Genomic DNA, 16,505 nt, shown 5'->3' on the forward strand with positions numbered 1-16,505 from the left:
TCTACTAACGTCTTGATATCAAGATATCTCGTCTCCGGCCTTCTCCGACACCAACCCCCTCCCCGGGGCGAGTGTCACGCCGGCACCGGCGAGCCGCCGAGCGCCCGGGCCAGGGTCACCGTCCCGGCGATCGCGGCGACCACCGCCGTGTGTTCGTGGTCCTTGAAGGCCCGCGCCGGGTTCTGGTCGACCGGCTCGGTGTCCCGGGGAGTCAGGCCGTCGGGGTGCTGGGCGCCGGCCAGCCGCTCCCAGGGGTCGAGGCCGCAGACCGGCTCCCCGGTGCAGGAGTCGACGATCAGCAGCTCGCCGACCAGGTCCCACTGGCCGGTCTCCAGCCAGATGTCGACCCAGACCGGCAGCCAGTCCCGCAGGTACGAGCGGAGCGGCGTCGGCAGGCCGTCCGGTCCGGCTCCCCAGTCGGTCAGGTGGAAGACGGTGTGGGTGAGGTCGTAGCCGGTGCTCCAGTCGATCGCCCAGGGCTCGGGGGTGGCGCCCAGCCAGCCGGCGGCGGTCAGCGCGTCCCAGTCCGGACGGTGCTCCAGGCCGATCACCCGGCGGGCGTTGGCGACGGCCAGCCGCCGGTTGGGCACCAGCTCGGCGGCGTGGGTGGCGCGGAGCCGGGCGAGCGAGGCGAGCAGCTCGTCCAACTGCCGGTGCCGGTAGCCGGACCGGGCGAAGTGGGCGTACGTCTCCAGCGGGTCGGTCAGCTGGGGGAAGCGCAACTGCCGTTCGTAGAGCAGGTTTCCGCTCTGCAGCTGATGCCAGCAGAACTCGATCAGCTCGCCCGCCGCCGCCAGGTCGCGGGCGCCCGCCACGCCGTCCCGGAGGATCAGTGAGGCGGCCAGCGCGGATTCGCCGATCGGCTTGTAGGCGGTGTCGGGGTCGGAGAGGTCGATGCCCGCGTCGGGCGGGAGGGCGCCGTGGCCGTCCTGGTGGGCCCGGTGCAGCCAGTGCAGCGCGTTGGAGCCGAGCCGTTGGGCGGTGCTGAGCAGTCGGGCGTCGGCCGTCATCGTCGGGTCTCCGTCAACAGGCGCTCGGTGATGGTGAGTTCGAGCGTGGTCCGGCGGGAACCGTCGCCGACCAGGCGGAGCCGGTCCAGCAGCGGCGGCAGCTCGAGTGGGGTGGGGGTGCCGAGCCAGGCCAGCCAGCGGACCAGCCGGAGGGCGGTTCGGTGGTCCCGGCGGAGCATCGCCCGGGTGGCGCCCCGGGCGAGCGCGAGCGGTCGGTGGTGGGCGGCTCGGTGGACCGGTCCGTCGAGTCCTGGCAGGGCCAGCGGGGCGAGCTGGGCCATCCGCACCGACCAGCGCTGCCAGTGCTCCGGGTCGGGGACGTCCGCGGGCTGCGGAACGGACCGGCCGGCCAGGAAGCCGGCCACGTGGTCCAGCCAGGCCACCACCAGCGCGTCCTGTCCGACCGGCGCGGCCGGGGCGGGCGGGAAGGCCAGCAGGGCGGCGGCCAGCGAGGCGGTGGTGACGCTCTCCAGCGGTGCCCCGGTGAGGAGTTGGGCGGCGAACAGGTCGGGTCCGAGCACCCGGAGCGCGGCGAGCTCGGCGGTGCTGGTGGGGTCGGTGAGCACGACCGCGCCCCCGGCACCGGTGAGGGCGTCGAGGGCACGGCCCGCCACCCGCTCGACCGCTGCGGCGTACTCGTCGCGGAGCGAGGTGTCGGTGACCGGCATGGTGGTGAAGTCTCCTGGGGTGGCGGGCCGTTCGGCGGTCAGCCGGTGCGCCTCGGGTCCTTCGGCTCCTTGGGGGACAGCAGGAGCAGCAGGGCGAGGGAGGTGGCCGGGCAGTACAGCGGGGCGCCACTGACCGGCGCCTCGGCCTCGGTGAGCAGGGCGGCCAGTGCGGAACGTTCGGCCGGTGGTCGTACAGGGGTGGGGATCTGAGTGGGCATCAGATGCCTCCTTGTCGTCCAGGTGCGACGTCGGCGTTGACGCCGCACGGCCAAAGCTACGAGCGCGAATCGTTCCGGAGGCCGGGGGCACGCCGAACGAACTGTCAGATCACCGCGACGCGCCGGTGCACGGGTGACTACCGCCGAGTACGGTCTGCACATGACGACTGCTCTCATCACCGGCGCGACCGCCGGAATCGGTGCCGCCTTCGCCCGCCGCCTCGCCAAGGACGGCAGAGACCTGGTGCTGGTCGCCCGCGACACCGAGCGGCTGGCCGCCACGGCGGCCGAGCTGACGAAGACGTACGGGGTCGAGGTCGAGGTGCTGCCCGCCGACCTGGCCACCGACGCCGGGATCGGCGCCGTCGAGGACCGGCTGCGGGACGGCGCCAGGCCGGTCGACATCCTGATCAACAACGCCGGCTTCGGGAACAAGGGCGAGTTCCTGACCGTCCCGCTGGACCAGGAGCTCGACATGCTCAAGGTGCACGTCGAGGCGGTCCTGCGGACCACCGTCGCCGCCCTGCCCGGCATGCGCGAGCGCGGCTTCGGCGGCATCGTGAACGTCGCCTCGGTGGCGGCCTTCCTGCCGCGCGGCACGTACGGCGCCAGCAAGGCCTGGGTGGTCAGCTTCACCCAGGGGGCGGCCCGCGACCTCGGCGGCACCGGGGTGCGGCTGATGGCGCTGGCGCCGGGCTTCACCCGGACGGAGTTCCACCAGCGGGCCGGCATGGGCACCTCCAACGTGCCCGCCTGGGGCTGGCTGTCGGCGGAGCGGGTGGTGGACGAGGCGCTGCGCGACCTGGCCAAGGGCCGCTCGCTCTCGGTCCCCGGCAAGCGCTACAAGGCGGTCGTGGCGGTTGCCAGGCTGCTGCCGTCCGGCAAGCTGGGTGGTGTCTCCGCCAAGGCGGCGCGGACGTACGAGTAAGAGACCTCGGCTCATTATTAGCCCGTCTAACTATGAGCTATGCTCGGTACGCGGGCAGGGGACTCCTGCCCGCGTGCCGACATCACGGGGAGGTCGCCTGTGCGCGACGAGATCAACTGGACACCGCCACCACGGGTCAAGGGCGAACCCCGCCCGCCGGCCGAGTGGCGCCGCATCCTGGCCCTGTTCCGCCCCTACCGGGCCCGGCTCGCCGTGGTCGGCCTGCTGGTCGGGGCGTCCGCCGTGGTCGGCGTGGTCACCCCCTTCCTGCTCCGCGCGGTGCTGGACACCGCGATCCCGCAGGGCCGTACCGGGCTGCTCAGCCTGCTCGCGCTCGGCATGATCATGGCCGCCGTGGTGAGCAGCATCTTCGGGGTGCTGCAGACGCTGATCTCGACCACCGTCGGCCAGCGCGTCATGCACGACCTGCGCACCTCGGTCTACCGCCACCTGCAGCGGATGTCGCTGGCCTTCTTCACCCGGACCAGGACCGGCGAGGTGCAGTCCAGGATCGCCAACGACATCGGCGGCATGCAGTCCACCGTCACCTCCACCGCCACCTCGCTGGTCTCCAACCTCACCGGCGTGATCGCCACCGTGGTCGCCATGATCGCGCTGGACTGGCGGCTCACCGTGGTCTCGCTGCTGCTGCTCCCGCTGTTCGTCTGGATCAGCCGCCGGGTCGGCAACGAGCGCAAGAAGATCACCACCCAGCGGCAGAAGCAGCTCGCCGCGATGAGCTCCGCCGTCCAGGAGTCGCTGTCCGTCAGCGGCATCCTGCTCGGCCGCACGATGGGCCGCTCGGGCTCGCTCTCGCACGAGTTCGACCGGCAGTCGGACGACCTGGCCGAGTTGGAGGTCCGCTCCAGCATGGCCGGGCGGTGGCGGATGGCCACCATCGGGATCGTGATGGCCGCGATGCCCGCCGTCATCTACTGGGCCGCCGGTCTTGCGATGGCCAGTGGCGCCCCGATCGTCTCGGTCGGCACCCTGGTCGCCTTCGTCTCGCTCCAGCAGGGCCTGTTCCGACCCACCGTCAGCCTGCTCTCCACCGGCGTGCAGGTGCAGACCTCGCTCGCGCTGTTCCAGCGGATCTTCGAGTACCTCGACCTCCCGGTCGAGATCGCCGAACCGGCCGCCCCGGTCCGGCCGGCGAAGATCCGCGGGGACGTCACCTTCGAGAACGTCGAGTTCCGCTACAACGCCGACCAGGAACGCCCCACCCTGACCGGGATCGACCTCAAGCTCCCGGCCGGCGGTTCGCTCGCCGTGGTCGGTGAGACCGGCTCGGGCAAGACCACCCTCAGCTACCTGGTGCCCCGGCTCTACGACGTGACCGGAGGACGGGTCGCCATCGACGGCACCGACGTCCGCGAGCTCGGCTTCGACACCCTGGCCGACGCGATCGGCGTGGTCTCCCAGGAGACCTACCTGTTCCACGCCTCGGTCGCCGACAACCTGCGCTTCGCCAAGCCGGAGGCCACCGACGCCGAGCTGGTCCAGGCTGCCAGGGCAGCCCAGATCCACGAGCTGATCGCCGGGCTCCCGGAGGGCTACGACACCGTGGTCGGCGAGCGCGGCTACCGGTTCTCCGGCGGCGAGAAGCAGCGGCTCGCGATCGCCAGGACGGTGCTGCGCAACCCGCCGATCCTGATTCTGGACGAGGCCACCAGCGCGCTCGACAACCAGACCGAACGAGCGGTCCAGCAGGCCATCGACGCACTGTCGGCGGGCCGCACCACGATCACCATCGCGCACCGGCTCTCCACCGTGCAGCGGGCCGACCAGATCGCCGTGCTGGACGCGGGCGAGATCGCCGAGATCGGCACCCACGAGGAACTGCTCGCCCGGAACGGGCGGTACGCGGCGCTGCTGCGCCGTGAGCTGCCGTCAGCTTCAGGTGAGGGTCAGGCCGCCATCGGGCGCTCGTTGTAGACCTCGGCCAGCTCCTGGCCGGAGAGCTGGTGGATCGCCGCCATCACCTGGTCGGTGACCTCGCGCCGGGCCCGGGCCGAACGGGCCTGGCCGTGCAGCTCGTCGAAGTGCAGCGGCTCGCCGAACCGCACCGTCACCTTGCGCAGCCGGGGAATCCGTTTGCCGACCGGCAGGATGTCCGCCGGACCCTCCAGCGCCACCGGCACCACCGGTACCCCGGCGGTCAGCGCCAGCCAGGCCACTCCGGTCTTGCCCCGGTACAGCCGCCCGTCCAGCGAACGGGTGCCTTCCGGGTAGATGCCGAACGCCTTGCCCTCGTGCAGGATCTCCAGCGCCGAGTCCAGTGCGGCCTGGGCGGTCTTGATGTCGCCGCGCTCCACCGGGACGGCGTTGAGCGCGTTGAAGAGTGCCCGGGAGAGGGCGCCCTTGAGGCCGGTGCCGGTGAAGTACTCGGCCTTGGCGAGGAAGTACACCCGACGCGGCGCGGTCAGCGGGATCACCACGCTGTCGATGAACGACAGGTGATTGCTCGCCAGGATGACTCCGCCATCACGCGGCACGTTCTCCAGCCCCTCGATGACGGGGCGGTAGAGCGCCTTCGCCACGGGCTTGAGCACGAGCTTGGTGATGAGGTTGATCATCTAGTCTCCCTGGCCGCCACTACCCCCGCGCCGGAAGGACCGGGGCGAGGCCAGACCGCAGATTACGTCATCACCCCCGCCCGCCGTCCACCACTCCGCTCGGCGGACGGCTGCGATCCTCGTCACGCCGGTCCGTCCGAGGCGGCGTTCTGGGCCTTTCTGACGCACCGTCCTAAGGTGAGGCAGTGAGCGAAGTGACGACCGTACTGCTGCTCGTGGTGCTGGCGACGGCGGTGGCCACCGGGGCGCGGCGGTGGAGCATTCCGGCGCCGTCCACGCTGGTGGTGGCCGGCGTGCTGGTGGCGCTGCTGCCGTTCGTCCCGACGGTCGAGGTGCCGCCGGAGGTGATCAGCGTGGTCGTGCTGCCGCCGCTGCTCTACGCCTCGGCCGAGGAGATCTCCTGGCGCGAGCTGCGCGCGGTCTGGCGGCCCGTCACCGCACTGGCGCTGGGCCTGGTGCTGGCCACCGCGGTCGCCATCGGTGCGCTGGCCGGCCTGCTCACCCCGCTCACCCCCGCGATGGCCTTCGTGCTCGGGGCGGTACTGGCCAGCACCGACCCGGTCGCGGTCACCGCCCTGGGCCGGCGGCTCGCGCTGCCGCCCCGGATCCAGACCCTGGTGCAGGCCGAGAGCCTGTTCAACGACGCGACCAGCCTGGTGCTGTTCAAGATCGCCGTCTCACTGGCCGTCACCGCGGGCTCGTTGTCGGTGGCTTCGGCGGCGGGCGAGTTCCTGCTGCTGGCCGGCGGTGGCGCCGTGGTCGGCGGGGTGGTCGCGGTGGTGGTCGCGTTCATCCGCCGCCGCACCGAGGATCCGGTGCTGGAGACCGTCACCGCCCTGGTCACCCCGTACGCGGCGTACGTCCTCGGCGAGGACCTGCACACCTCGGGCGTGACCGCCGTGGTGGTCGCCGGGGTGGTGCTCGGCGCCCAGCAGCACCGGCTGACCGACGCCCGGATCAGGCTCCAGGTGCACGCCGTCTACCGGACGGTGGTGTTCATGCTGGAGAGCGTGGTCTTCGCGCTGATCGGCCTCGAACTGCCCGGCATGGTCGAGGATCTGACCGGTGCGCAGGGGGCCTGGGTCTGGCAGTCCGTCCTGATCGCGCTGGCGCTGATCCTGCTGCGGCTGCTCTGGATCGGCCCGATGTCCTGGGTGATGCACCGTCAGCAGGCGCGCGCCCGGGGCGCGGTGAGCCCCGGCCCGCTCACCTGGCGGGTGCCCGCCGTGCTGACCTGGGCCGGCACCCGGGGCGTCATGCCGCTGGCCGCCGCCCTCACCATCCCGCTCACCGCCGACGACGGCTCCGCCCTGCCCTACCGGGAGCTCGTCCTGGTCCTCACCACGGCCGTGGTCGCCATCACCCTGGTGGTCCAGGGCTTCACCCTCGCCGCGGTCGTCCGGGCCAGCGGGCTGGCCCTCGCACCGGAACAGACCGAACGGGAGGAGGCCGAGGCCGCCGACCTGCTGCTCCGTGCCGCGCTCTCCCATCTGGACGGCCTGGTCGACGCGGAGATGGTGCCCCCCGTCGTCGCCGACCGGATGCGGCACGACCTGCAAGCCCGCCTGACCCTGGCCGACCAGCCGCCCGACACCACCTACCGCCGCCTCCGCCGCGACCTGATCGCCATCGAGACCGAGACCCTCCAGCAGCTCTACACCGACCACCAGGTCAGCGACGCCGTACGCGGCCGCCTGCAGCACGCCCTCGACCTGGAGGAAGCAGCCCTCAGCGACCTTTAGGTCAGGCCCTGGCGGTACTCAGCCGAGGTCGAAGACGCGCCGCACCACGCGCTCCGAAGCCCCGCCGTCGTCCCAGGGGCAGAACCGCTCCCGGAAGGCCGCCCGGGCGGCCGGGGCGGGGTCACCGGCGAGCAGGGCCTCGGTCAGGGCGCCGGGTTCGGTGGCGACCGCGCCCGGGGGGAAGGCGAGCAGGTCGAAGTAGACGCCGCGGATCCGGCGGTACTGCTCCCAGTCGGGGGCGTGGATGACGATCGGCCGGTCCAGCACCGCGTAGTCGAACATCATCGAGGAGTAGTCCGTGACCAGCACGTCCGCCGCCAGGTAGAGGTCCTCGACCACGGGGTGGGCGGAGACGTCGACCAGCTCGGCCGCGTGCGGGCCCGTGGTCAGGTCGCCGGGGCCGCCGTGGTGGAAGTAGTGGGTGCGGACCAGCAGGGTGTACCCGGGCCCGAGCTTCTCGGCCAGCTCCCGCAGGTCGAGCAGCGGGACGTAGGAGCCCTGCCCCTCCCGGTGGGTCGGTGCGTAGAGCACCGTGCGCTGCCCGGCCGCCAGGCCGAGCCTGGACCGGACGTCGGCCACCTCGGCGGGGGTGGCGAGGGCGAGCCGGTCGTTGCGCGGGTAGCCGGTCTCCAGCAGCTCGTAGTGGCCGGGGAAGGCGCGGGTGAAGTGCTCGCTGGTGTGCGGGTTGGGGGAGACCAGGTAGTCCCAGCGGTCGACCGCCTCGCGCAGCCGGTCGAAGTCCATGCCGTCGGCGGCGGCCGGATGCTCCCTCAGGTCCATGCCCATGGCCTTCACGGGGGTGCCGTGCTGGGTCTGCACGTGCACGGTGCCGGGCCGCTTGGCCATCGTGCGCGGGAAGTTGACGTTGTTGACGAAGTATTTGGCGGTGGCCATCGCCCGCAGGTAGGCGGGCGTGTTCAGCAGCACGTACGGCACCCCGGCCGGCAGCGTGGCGGCCTGGGCCCGGGTCTCCACCACCCACACCCCGCGCACCTGGGGCGCCAGCTCGCGCGCCTTCCGGTAGATCGCCGCCGGGTTGCAGGCGTAGCCCCGGTGCCAGTACGCCGCGTAGACCGCGAGGTGCTCGTCCAGCGGCAGCCGCCGGAAGGCGCCGTACGCGGTGGACCTGGCCCCGCTGCGGACGCCCTTGCGGAGTGCCGGTGCGACCGCCCCGGCGCCTCGCTTGAGGCTGCGCGGGAGCTGCCCGCCCCGGCGCAGTTCGCCGTACGCGATCCGGGCGCCCCGGGCGGCCAGCCGGTACTGGACGCCGCGCAGGCCGCCGGGGAAGCGGTAGCCGGCGGGGCGGTGGCGGGCGAAGTGGTCGGCGATCCGGGCGAAGAAGTCGGCCCGCAGTGCGGTCGGCACCAGACCGGGGGTGTCGTACACGGTGAGCGCCTGACGGACCGTCCGGTCGAAGACCAGGCGGCGCAGGGCCGGGCCGGGGTCGGCCGAGGGGCGGTCGAGCACCCGGAAGATCGCGTCGTACTGGGCGAAGGCGTCCGCGTGCTTGGGGGAGGCGGTGGCGGTGATCGCGCCGGGGCGCCCGCGCCGGTAGTTGTAGCAGGAGCGGTCGAGGTAGCGCAGGCGCCCGGTGAGCAGCGCGGGGTAGGTGACCGAGATGTCCTCGTAGTAGCCGCGCCCGAAGGCGACGTCCAGGTCGAGCAGGAACTGCCGGCGGAAGACCTTGTTCCATACCGACATCACGGTCTGGAACAGCGCCGGGTGGTCGGCGGCTCGGCAGCCGGCCACCAGCGGGGAGCCGCGCAGCAGGTGCCGCCAGGGGTTGGGCTCGGTGCTGCCGTCGGGGTAGACGTGGGTGAAGTCGGTGAGCAGCACGTCCACCGGGGCCTCGGCGGCCTGCTCTGCGCGGAGCTCGTCCAGCAGGGCGTCGAGGGTGCCCTCGGGCAGCCAGTCGTCGCTGTCGACGAACCAGACGTACGTCCCGGTGGCCTGGGCCAGCCCGACCTCGCGGGCGCCGCCGAGGCCCTGGTTCTCCGTCAGGTGCAGCACCCGCAGGCGGGGGTCGCGGGTGGCCTGCTCATCGAGGATCGCGCCGCAGCCGTCGGGGGAGAGATCGTCGACCGCGATCAGCTCGACGGTGCCGTCCGCCGGGCCGGCCAGCGACTCGAGGCAGCGCGGCAGGTAGCGCTCAACGCCGTGGACCGGCAGCACGATGCTGAGGAGGGGGCTCACGCTGGTTCACTCCGCTGGGGATGCCGGGGCGAGGGGCAGCCGCCCGGTTCTGGCGACACTCTACTGGGCCCGGCGGGACGGGCGGCGGCGAGGCGTGCGGCGGCGTTCCTGCTGGAGAAAAGCGACCGCCGGTGCCGCGCCGTGCGAGCGCGAGCACCGGCAGTCCGGTGTTGGCGGTCCGACCGACCCTCAGCGGTCGACCGCCGGTCCGTCCACCAGTTCGGAGCCGGGCCGCCGCAGCGTCGAGACGGCCGGACAGTAGCTCACCTGGTGTCGGAAGCAGTTGTCCCTTCATCTGTCGAACGTATTCGACAGGGTCGGGGGCGCCTTTCGGCGTTGATAGAGATATTGCTTGTAGGTTTCGGCTGCGTCAATCCCTCGGATGTGTTCACTTCCTGAATTTTGCGCGGGAAGTCCCGGAGGGTGGGGCGGCCGATTCGACGGATCCGGCCGATGCGCAGTCGTGACCGGGTCCGCTGGGATCTGGTGGAGCGTCAGTTCACTTGGCACGATACGGTGGCAGAACACCAGGACGGTTGCGCGAAGCCCGCCACTCACGGATAGTCTTCGCCTCACGGCCCTGGCGCCTCGTAGGGGTGGGAAAACTGATGGAACACATGCAAGTGCGGTCCCGGCCACGAGTGCCGGCGATCCAGTGCGGCGTCGGCTCGACCGGCCGTCGGCTCGATCGCCATCTCTCCGTGCTCGGTGCGCCGGCCATCCCGGCGGTCGACACCGTCGAGGCACTCGGCCTGATAAGGGAGCTGACGCCTCGTGGGGTGAGCACCCAGGCCGCGCCGCGTCGGACGACCCGGGTGATGCTGCTGGCGCCGCTCCGGCGGCTCAAGCGAAGCCTGTTCGGCAGCCGAGGCTAGCCCTCGTCGCCGGGCGACCCGATGGACCTGCCGGTCCATCGGGTTTTCCGCATGTCCGCCGCCGGTGCGAGGATGGGCCCATGGCGGACACCTCCTTCCACTCCCACACCATCGACCTCACCACCGGCAGCGGAGAGGTGGCCCTGGACATCACTCACCACTGCGCGGACTTCCTGGCGAGCGCGGCCCCCGGCCGGGACGGCTTGCTGAACGTCTTCGTCCCGCACGCCACCGCCGGGGTCGCGGTGATCGAGGTCGGTGCGGGCAGCGACGACGACCTGCTGGCCGTGCTGCGCGACCTGCTCCCGGCCGACGGCCGCTGGCGGCACCGGCACGGCAGCCCCGGCCACGGCCGGGACCACGTACTCCCCGGGCTGGTCGCCCCGCACGCCACGCTGCCGGTGATCGGTGGCCAACTGGCGCTCGGGGTCTGGCAGTCGGTGGTGCTGGTGGATACCAACAGCGACAACCCCCGGCGCACCGTCCGGCTGTCCTTCCTGGGCTGAGGGCCGGAGACCGGCCGAGCCGCCGTAGGCTGGGCGGTATGACTGACGAGACCCCGCAGTGCGACCTGGCGCCCGCCGTCGACGCCGTGGCGGCGCTGACCCCGGCGGTCGGGGACGGGCCCCGGGCCGACTGTGTGCTGTGCGGCGAGCCCACCGAGCTGCCGGCGGACCAGCCCGGGGTGACGCTCTGCCCGGTCTGTGCCTGGCAGGAGGCGCAGCGGATCGCCTGCTCCGGCTGAGGCCGACCGGCACATGGTGGGCGGATGAAGGAGCGGCGACCGGTCGGTCAGTGCTCCTCGCGGTCGGCCAGCCGCAGGGTGGAGCCGTGGCGGCCCTTGTGGACCAGCAGTTGGGCCGGGATGCGCGAGCGCAGGTCGGCGACGTGGCTGACGATGCCGACGGCGCGGTCCCGCTCCCGCAGGCCGTCCAGGACGTCGAGCACCTCTTCGAGCGCCTGCTCGTCCAGACTGCCGAAGCCCTCGTCGATGAAGAGGGTGTCCAGCGGCATCCCGCCCGACTCGTCGGTGACCACGTCCGCCAGGCCGAGGGCGAGGGCGAGCGAGGCGAAGAAGCTCTCGCCGCCGGAGAGGGTGGCGGTGTCGCGGTCCAGCCCCGTCCAGGCGTCCACCACCCGCAGGGCCAGGCCCGAGCGCCGGTTGCCCGCCGCCCGGCCGTCGCTGTGCACCAGGGTGTAGCGGCCGCTGGACATCCGGACCAGCCGGCCGCTGGCCGCCGCCGCGACCTGCTCCAGCCGGGCCGCCAGCACGTACGACTCCAGCCGCATCCGGAGCGCGTTCTCGGTGGACGTCCCGGCGGCCAGCTCGGCCAGTCGCTTGATCCGTTCGTACTGCTCCAGCGCCGGGCCCAGCGCGACGGCCAACTCGGTGAGTTGCCGGCCCAACCGGCCGAGCGCGGCCGTCCGCTGGCGGGCCGCGCTGTCGGCGGCGGACGCCTCCCGGAGCCGGGCGGTGGCCTGCTGGTACGTCAGCTGGACGGCCGCCTGGTCGACGGGGGGCAGGGCGCCGGCCGAGACCAGCTCCGGCTCGGCCAGGCGGCGTTCGACCTCCTCGCGCTCGGCCCGGTCGCGCTCCACCCGGTCCTGCAGTGCGCGGTACTCGGGTGCGGGCAGCAGGGCGGCCGCGGCCTCGGCGGAGGAGGCGAACNCCCGCCGCGCCGACGGCCTTCGCCTCGGCCACCCGCAGGGTGAGCAGGGCCTGCTCGGCGGTGTCCCGGTGGCGCTCGGCCCGGTCGCGCTCCACCCGGTCCTGCAGTGCGCGGTACTCGGGTGCGGGCAGCAGGGCGGCCGCGGCCTCGGCGGAGGAGGCGAACCCGGCCCGGGCACTGACCTCGGTCACCTCCAGCTCGGCCGCGCCGAGCCTGCTCTCGGCCTCGGCGCGGGTGCGGACGGCGGCCAGGGTGGCGGCGACCGCGTCGGCCAGCGTGCTGAGGGCGGCCGACCGGGCGGCGACCGACGGGGCGTCGCCGAGTACGGCGCCGATCCGGGTGGTCAGCGCCCGCTGCTCGGCGGTCAGTGAACCGAGCCGGGTGGTCAGGGCGGCGGCGCGGAGCCGAGCCTCCTGCCGAGCTGCCTGCCTGGTGGTCTGCTCCTGGGTCAACCGGTCGATCTGCCGGTCGAGTTGCCCCAGCGAGTCGGCGCTGCCGAGGGCTTCGCGGTGCTGCCGGTCGGCCTCCGCGAGGGCGGTGCGCAGCTGCTCGGCCGGCTGGTCGCCCGCCGCNGCTGCCGAGGGCTTCGCGGTGCTGCCGGTCGGCCTCCGCGAGGGCGGTGCGCAGCTGCTCGGCCGGCTGGTCGCCCGCCGCGCCGACGGCCTTCGCCTCGGCCACCCGCAGGGTGAGCAGGGCCTGCTCGGCGGTGTCCCGGTGGCGCTCGGCCTGCTGCTGGGCGGCGGTGGCCCGCTGCTCGTCCTCGGCCCGGACCGAGCCGTCGGCGGGCCGGGCCGGGGCCGGGTGCTCGGCCGAGCCGCAGACCCGGCAGGGGTCACCGCTGACGAGCCGGCCCGCCAGCTCGGCGGCCATCCCGGTCAGGCGGCGTTCGCGCAGGTCGAGGGTGCGCTCGCGGGCGTCGTTGGCGGCGGCCCTGAGGGTCTCCAACTCCCGTTCGGCGGTGGTGATCCCGGTGCGGAGGCGGTCCCGCTCGGCGGCGGCGGTGAGTCGGCTGCGGAGCTCGGTGCGGCGGGCATCGAGCTGCTCGACCCTGGCCTCGGCGGTGCGGGCCTCGGCCTGACGCTCCTGGAGCCGCTTGAACCGGCCGTCGAAGTCGGTCAGCCAGTCCGCCGCATCCTCCGCCGACTCCTCGGCCCGGAGCAGCTCGTGGCCCAGCTGCTCGCGCTCCCGGACTGCTTCGGTGAGCCGCTGCTCGTCGGCCCGGGCGGCATCCAGGCGGCCGAGCTCGGCGCGCAGCTCCCGTTCGTGTTCCGCGAGTTGCGAGGCGTCGGCGTCGGCATCGCCGGTGAGTGCGGCCCGGCTGTGCTGCTCGGCCCGGACGGCGGCGATGTGGGCGGTGGCCGCAGCGGCGTGGTGGCGGAGCACCGGCTCGACGGTGGCGGCCTGCTGGGCGGTGCCGAGACGCTCCCGGTCCTGCCGGTACCGGTCGGCGCTGTGGGCCAACTCGCCTGCCGCAAGCACGGCCTGACGGTGGCGCTGCTGACGGCCGGCCAGCTCGGTGGCCCGCTGGAGCGCCTGCTGAGCCGCGCCGTGGCCCCGCTCGGCGGCGTCCAGGGCGAGCGCCGCGACGGTGGCCCGCTCGGCCGCGTCGGTGCGCAGGATCGCCGCCCAGCCGAGAAACTCCACGGCACCCGCGTGCTCCGGCACCTGCTCGGCCAGCGGGACTGCGGTCGCCCCGGCGGCCTCCTCGGCCCGGGTGGCGAGCGAGTACAGCCGCTGCCTGCCCTCCTTGACGGTGGCCTCGTGCTTGGTCCGCTGGTCGGTGAGCCAGCGCTCCACCTGGTCGAACCGGCCGGTGTCGAAGAGCTGCCGGAGCAGCTTGGCCCGCTCGTTGGTGTCGGCCCGCAGGAAGCGCGCGAAGTCGCCCTGCGGCAGCAGCACCACCTGGCAGAACTGCTCCCGGCTCATCCCGATCAGCCGGTTGATCTGCTCGCCGGCCTCCTGGTGCGAGCGGCTGAGCGCCCGCCAGCCCGGCTCGCCCTCCCCGGTGTCAGTGACCCACTCGCTGAGCAGGGTCTCCGGCTTCATGGGGGTCAGCCCGGTGCCGCGTAGCTTCGGCCGGAGCTGCTCGGGGCTGCGGACGATCCGCAGCCGCTGGCCGCCGAGGGTGAGTTCGAGCTCGACCTGGGTCGGCACGGTGGCCAAGGCGTGGTCGCTGCGCAGCGGGTTGCCCTTGCGGGCGCCCGGCACCTCGCCGTAGAGCGCGAAGCAGACCGCGTCCAGCACGCTGCTCTTGCCCGCGCCGGTGGCGCCCCTGAGCAGGAAGAGACCGGCCGAGGCCAGCTCGTCGAAGTCGACCCGCTCGGTGCCCGCGAACGGGCCGAACGCGGTGACGGTCAGCTGATGCAGCCTCATCGGGGCAGCTCCGCCTTTCGGTCGCCCTGCTCGCGGACGGTCTCGAACGCCGTCCGCAGCCAGGCTCGCTCGGTCTCGTCGGCTTCGGTGCCGGGGCGGACGTGCCGGACGAAGCCCTCGGCGATCTCCAGGTCCGACCGGCCGCTGACCCGGGCGGCGTACGACTCCTGCCGGTCGCCGGGGACCGGGTCGGGCTCGAAGAGCAGCTGGAGGGTGTGCGGGAAGCGCTTGCGGAGCTGTTCCATCGGGTTGGCCGGGCGGGCCGGGTCGGTCAGGGTGGCCTGCACCCAGGAGTCCTCGTGCTGCTGGTACTTCTCGGCGGTCAGCAGCTCGTCGAGCCGGCCGCGCAGCCGGGCCAGCGGGCGGGGGACCGGGCAGTCGATCCGCTCCGCCGCGACCGAGCCGTCGGCGGCCAGGTCGACCAGCCACATGGTCTTGCGGTGGTCCACCTCGGAGAACGAGTAGGCGATCGGGGAGCCGCTGTAGCGCAGGTGCGGGGCGATCGTCTGGCTGCCGTGCAGGTGGCCGAGGGCGGCGTAGTGCACCCCGTCGAAGACGGCGGAGGGCACGCTCGCCACGCCGCCGACGGTGATGTCCCGCTCGCTGTCGCTGACCTCGCCGCCGGTCACGAAGGCGTGGGCCAGCACCACCGCCCTGGTGCCGTCCTGACGGGTCGCCAGATCGGCCCTGACCTGGTCCATCGCCGCGCCGAGCACCTGCTCGTGGCCGCCCTTGGCCAGCCCGAACCGCTCCCGGGTCAGGGCCGGCTCCAGGTAGGGCAGGCCGTAGAGGGCGACCGGACCGTGCTCGTCCGCCAGCAGGACGGGGGTGGCGACGGCGCCGGGATCGGTCCGCAGGTGGATGCCGGCCCGGCCGATCAGACCGGCCGCGACGCCGAGGCGGCGGGCCGAATCGTGGTTGCCGCTGATGAAGACGGTGGGCACGCCGAGCTCGGCGAGCCGGTGCAGCACGTCGTCGAAGAGCTCGACCGCGTCCAGCCCGGGGAGCGCGCGGTCGTAGACGTCACCGGCGACCAGCACCGCCTCGACACCGTGCTCGCGGACCACGCCGACCAGGTGGTCGAGGAACGCGCGCTGCGCCCCGATCAGGTTCTCCCGGTGGAACGACCGGCCGAGGTGCCAGTCCGAGGTGTGCAGCAGCCGCACGTACCCAACCCCCACACGCTCGTACTCACCAGGACCGTTCCCGAGTATCACAGCTCGCGCCGACAAACCCCGAAGGCGGTAGCTGAGCGTGCTTGTCAGTGACGCTGTGTACGTTTCCCGGCATCGGGGGCCAGGCGTTGCCCGGCCGCCGGATTCCACCTCGGGAGGGTGCATGACCAGCAGGAACAAGAACGGCAGCAGGCGGCGGTGCGGGGAGCGGGGCCGGGTGCGGCAGACGGTGGCGCTGGCGGTGGCCGCCGACGAGGCGGCGTACGCCCGGCTTCGCGGCCGCGGCCTGTTCGGCGCGGCGGACTACGGGGCGTACCTGCGCTGCACCGAGCAGCGGTTGCGGGCGCTGCACGGGCACGGGATGGCGGTGCACCTGCGGGTGCTGGAGCCGGTCGACTTCGAGGACTTCTGCGCCGAGCACCTGCTCGACCCGGCCGACCCGGTGGCCGAGGTGGCGTACGCGGCCGATCCGGAGCTGGCCGGTGAGCCGTTCGCCTACACCGGGCAGGGGCTGGCCGAGCTGCTTCCGGCGCTGACGGAGGATCACCTGGCCCGGGTGCGGATCTCGATCGGCTGCGCCGCGCTGCTGGCGGCGGTCGGCTGCGAGCGGCGGCCGCAGGAGCGGGTCACGGCGGTGCTGCAGTACGTCTCCGAGGTCTGCCTCGCGCTGGCGGCGGGCGCGGGGGACGGGCGGCACCGGCTGACGCTCCGTTCGCTCGGTCTGTTGGACGGGGAGGAGCTGACGGCGGCGGCCGAGCTGCTGGTGGCGGCGGGACGGCCGGTCGAGCTGGGCCGGGAGGCGGAGGCGTTCTGCGTCACCCTGGCGGCGGCGGTGGCCGGGTACGGCTCCGGTGAGCTGCTGCTGTACCGGGCCGGCGGCGAGGCGTCCGGCTGGGTGCTGGTGGACGGCTGGCTGCGGCCGATGTCCGCGCTGGAGACCCAGGCGGTGCTGGGCGCGGAGGCCGGGGGCCCGCCCACCCCGGTCGGCCGGGCCGGGTTCCCGCTGCCCCCGCCGGAGGTGACCGGAGCCTGAACCACGGGCGGCCGGCCATGCCCCGGGCGGCGGCCAGGACTGTT

At 73.5% G+C, this 16,505-nt stretch carries 14 protein-coding genes and 1 pseudogene; 7 read left to right on the top strand and 8 right to left on the bottom strand.

Features of this window, described 5'->3' with window-relative positions:
• Positions 1-74 precede the first annotated feature (74 nt).
• The 3 genes from ASC99_RS34550 to ASC99_RS34560 are packed head-to-tail and all read right to left on the bottom strand — an operon-like array spanning position 75 to position 1,896.
• Positions 75-1,010, bottom strand: coding sequence for a hypothetical protein (locus ASC99_RS34550; protein ID WP_057239603.1), 936 nt, complete (start codon positions 1,008-1,010; stop codon positions 75-77).
• On the bottom strand, positions 1,007-1,678 hold the full coding sequence (locus ASC99_RS34555) for a hypothetical protein (RefSeq protein WP_057239605.1): 672 nt from the start codon (positions 1,676-1,678) through the stop codon (positions 1,007-1,009). The genes ASC99_RS34550 and ASC99_RS34555 overlap by 4 nt, the downstream gene beginning before the upstream one ends.
• Positions 1,679-1,716: 38 nt before the next feature.
• Positions 1,717-1,896, bottom strand: a complete 180-nt coding sequence (locus ASC99_RS34560) for a hypothetical protein (protein WP_057239607.1) — start codon at positions 1,894-1,896, stop codon at positions 1,717-1,719.
• Positions 1,897-2,056: 160 nt separating this feature from the next.
• Here ASC99_RS34560 and ASC99_RS34565 point away from each other — a divergent pair, with 160 nt between their 5' ends.
• Together ASC99_RS34565 and ASC99_RS34570 are read left to right on the top strand one after the other, a co-directional pair.
• Positions 2,057-2,824 carry an SDR family oxidoreductase gene (locus ASC99_RS34565; RefSeq protein ID WP_057240013.1) on the top strand — a complete coding sequence of 256 codons (768 nt, stop codon included), beginning with the start codon at positions 2,057-2,059 and terminating at the stop codon, positions 2,822-2,824.
• A 99-nt stretch (positions 2,825-2,923) separates the two neighbouring features.
• The gene (locus ASC99_RS34570) at positions 2,924-4,759 is read left to right on the top strand and encodes an ABC transporter ATP-binding protein (RefSeq protein WP_057239608.1); all 1,836 of its coding nucleotides are present in this window, start codon (positions 2,924-2,926) and stop codon (positions 4,757-4,759) included.
• Here ASC99_RS34570 and ASC99_RS34575 read toward each other — a convergent pair.
• Positions 4,732-5,400 (bottom strand): 1-acyl-sn-glycerol-3-phosphate acyltransferase, encoded by a 669-nt coding sequence (locus tag ASC99_RS34575; protein WP_057239610.1) that lies wholly within the window; start codon positions 5,398-5,400, stop codon positions 4,732-4,734. The two genes, ASC99_RS34570 and ASC99_RS34575, sit on opposite strands and share 28 nt — an antisense overlap.
• A gap of 185 nt (positions 5,401-5,585) precedes the next feature.
• On the opposite strand from ASC99_RS34575, the gene ASC99_RS34580 reads away from it, so the two are divergent.
• Positions 5,586-7,142, top strand: a complete 1,557-nt coding sequence (locus ASC99_RS34580) for a Na+/H+ antiporter (protein WP_057239612.1) — start codon at positions 5,586-5,588, stop codon at positions 7,140-7,142.
• Positions 7,143-7,160: 18 nt separating this feature from the next.
• Here the strand turns inward: ASC99_RS34580 and ASC99_RS34585 are convergent, their stop codons facing one another.
• Positions 7,161-9,335 (bottom strand): bifunctional glycosyltransferase family 2 protein/CDP-glycerol:glycerophosphate glycerophosphotransferase, encoded by a 2,175-nt coding sequence (locus ASC99_RS34585; RefSeq protein WP_057239614.1) that lies wholly within the window; start codon positions 9,333-9,335, stop codon positions 7,161-7,163.
• Between the two features lie 608 nt (positions 9,336-9,943).
• Between ASC99_RS34585 and ASC99_RS34590 the strand changes: the two genes are divergently transcribed.
• The 3 genes from ASC99_RS34590 to ASC99_RS34600 all read left to right on the top strand — a co-directional run bounded on the left by ASC99_RS34590 (position 9,944) and on the right by ASC99_RS34600 (position 10,955).
• Positions 9,944-10,210 (top strand): hypothetical protein, encoded by a 267-nt coding sequence (locus ASC99_RS34590; protein ID WP_082598872.1) that lies wholly within the window; start codon positions 9,944-9,946, stop codon positions 10,208-10,210.
• An 80-nt stretch (positions 10,211-10,290) separates the two neighbouring features.
• Entirely contained in the window at positions 10,291-10,716 is a 426-nt protein-coding gene (locus ASC99_RS34595; protein ID WP_057239616.1) for a YjbQ family protein, read from the top strand.
• Between the two features lie 38 nt (positions 10,717-10,754).
• Complete coding sequence (locus tag ASC99_RS34600) at positions 10,755-10,955, top strand: hypothetical protein (RefSeq protein WP_057239618.1); 201 nt, start codon at positions 10,755-10,757, stop codon at positions 10,953-10,955.
• A 47-nt stretch (positions 10,956-11,002) separates the two neighbouring features.
• Here the strand turns inward: ASC99_RS34600 and ASC99_RS39225 are convergent.
• The 3 genes and pseudogenes from ASC99_RS39225 to ASC99_RS34615 all read right to left on the bottom strand — a co-directional run.
• The coding region (locus tag ASC99_RS39225; protein WP_304440760.1) for an SbcC/MukB-like Walker B domain-containing protein at positions 11,003-11,879 on the bottom strand (877 nt) is incomplete at its 5' end.
• A gap of 574 nt (positions 11,880-12,453) precedes the next feature.
• Positions 12,454-14,253, bottom strand: a pseudogene (locus ASC99_RS41570) (AAA family ATPase); the annotation flags it as partial.
• Positions 14,250-15,419 (bottom strand): exonuclease SbcCD subunit D, encoded by a 1,170-nt coding sequence (locus tag ASC99_RS34615; protein WP_057239624.1) that lies wholly within the window; start codon positions 15,417-15,419, stop codon positions 14,250-14,252. The gene ASC99_RS34615 and the pseudogene ASC99_RS41570, both read right to left, overlap by 4 nt.
• A gap of 172 nt (positions 15,420-15,591) precedes the next feature.
• On the opposite strand from ASC99_RS34615, the gene ASC99_RS42005 reads away from it, so the two are divergent.
• The gene (locus ASC99_RS42005) at positions 15,592-16,461 is read left to right on the top strand and encodes a hypothetical protein (protein ID WP_057239625.1); all 870 of its coding nucleotides are present in this window, start codon (positions 15,592-15,594) and stop codon (positions 16,459-16,461) included.
• Positions 16,462-16,505: the final 44 nt, after the last annotated feature.

The sequence above is a fragment of the Kitasatospora sp. Root107 genome, assembly GCF_001424875.1.
Lineage (GTDB): Bacteria > Actinomycetota > Actinomycetes > Streptomycetales > Streptomycetaceae > Kitasatospora.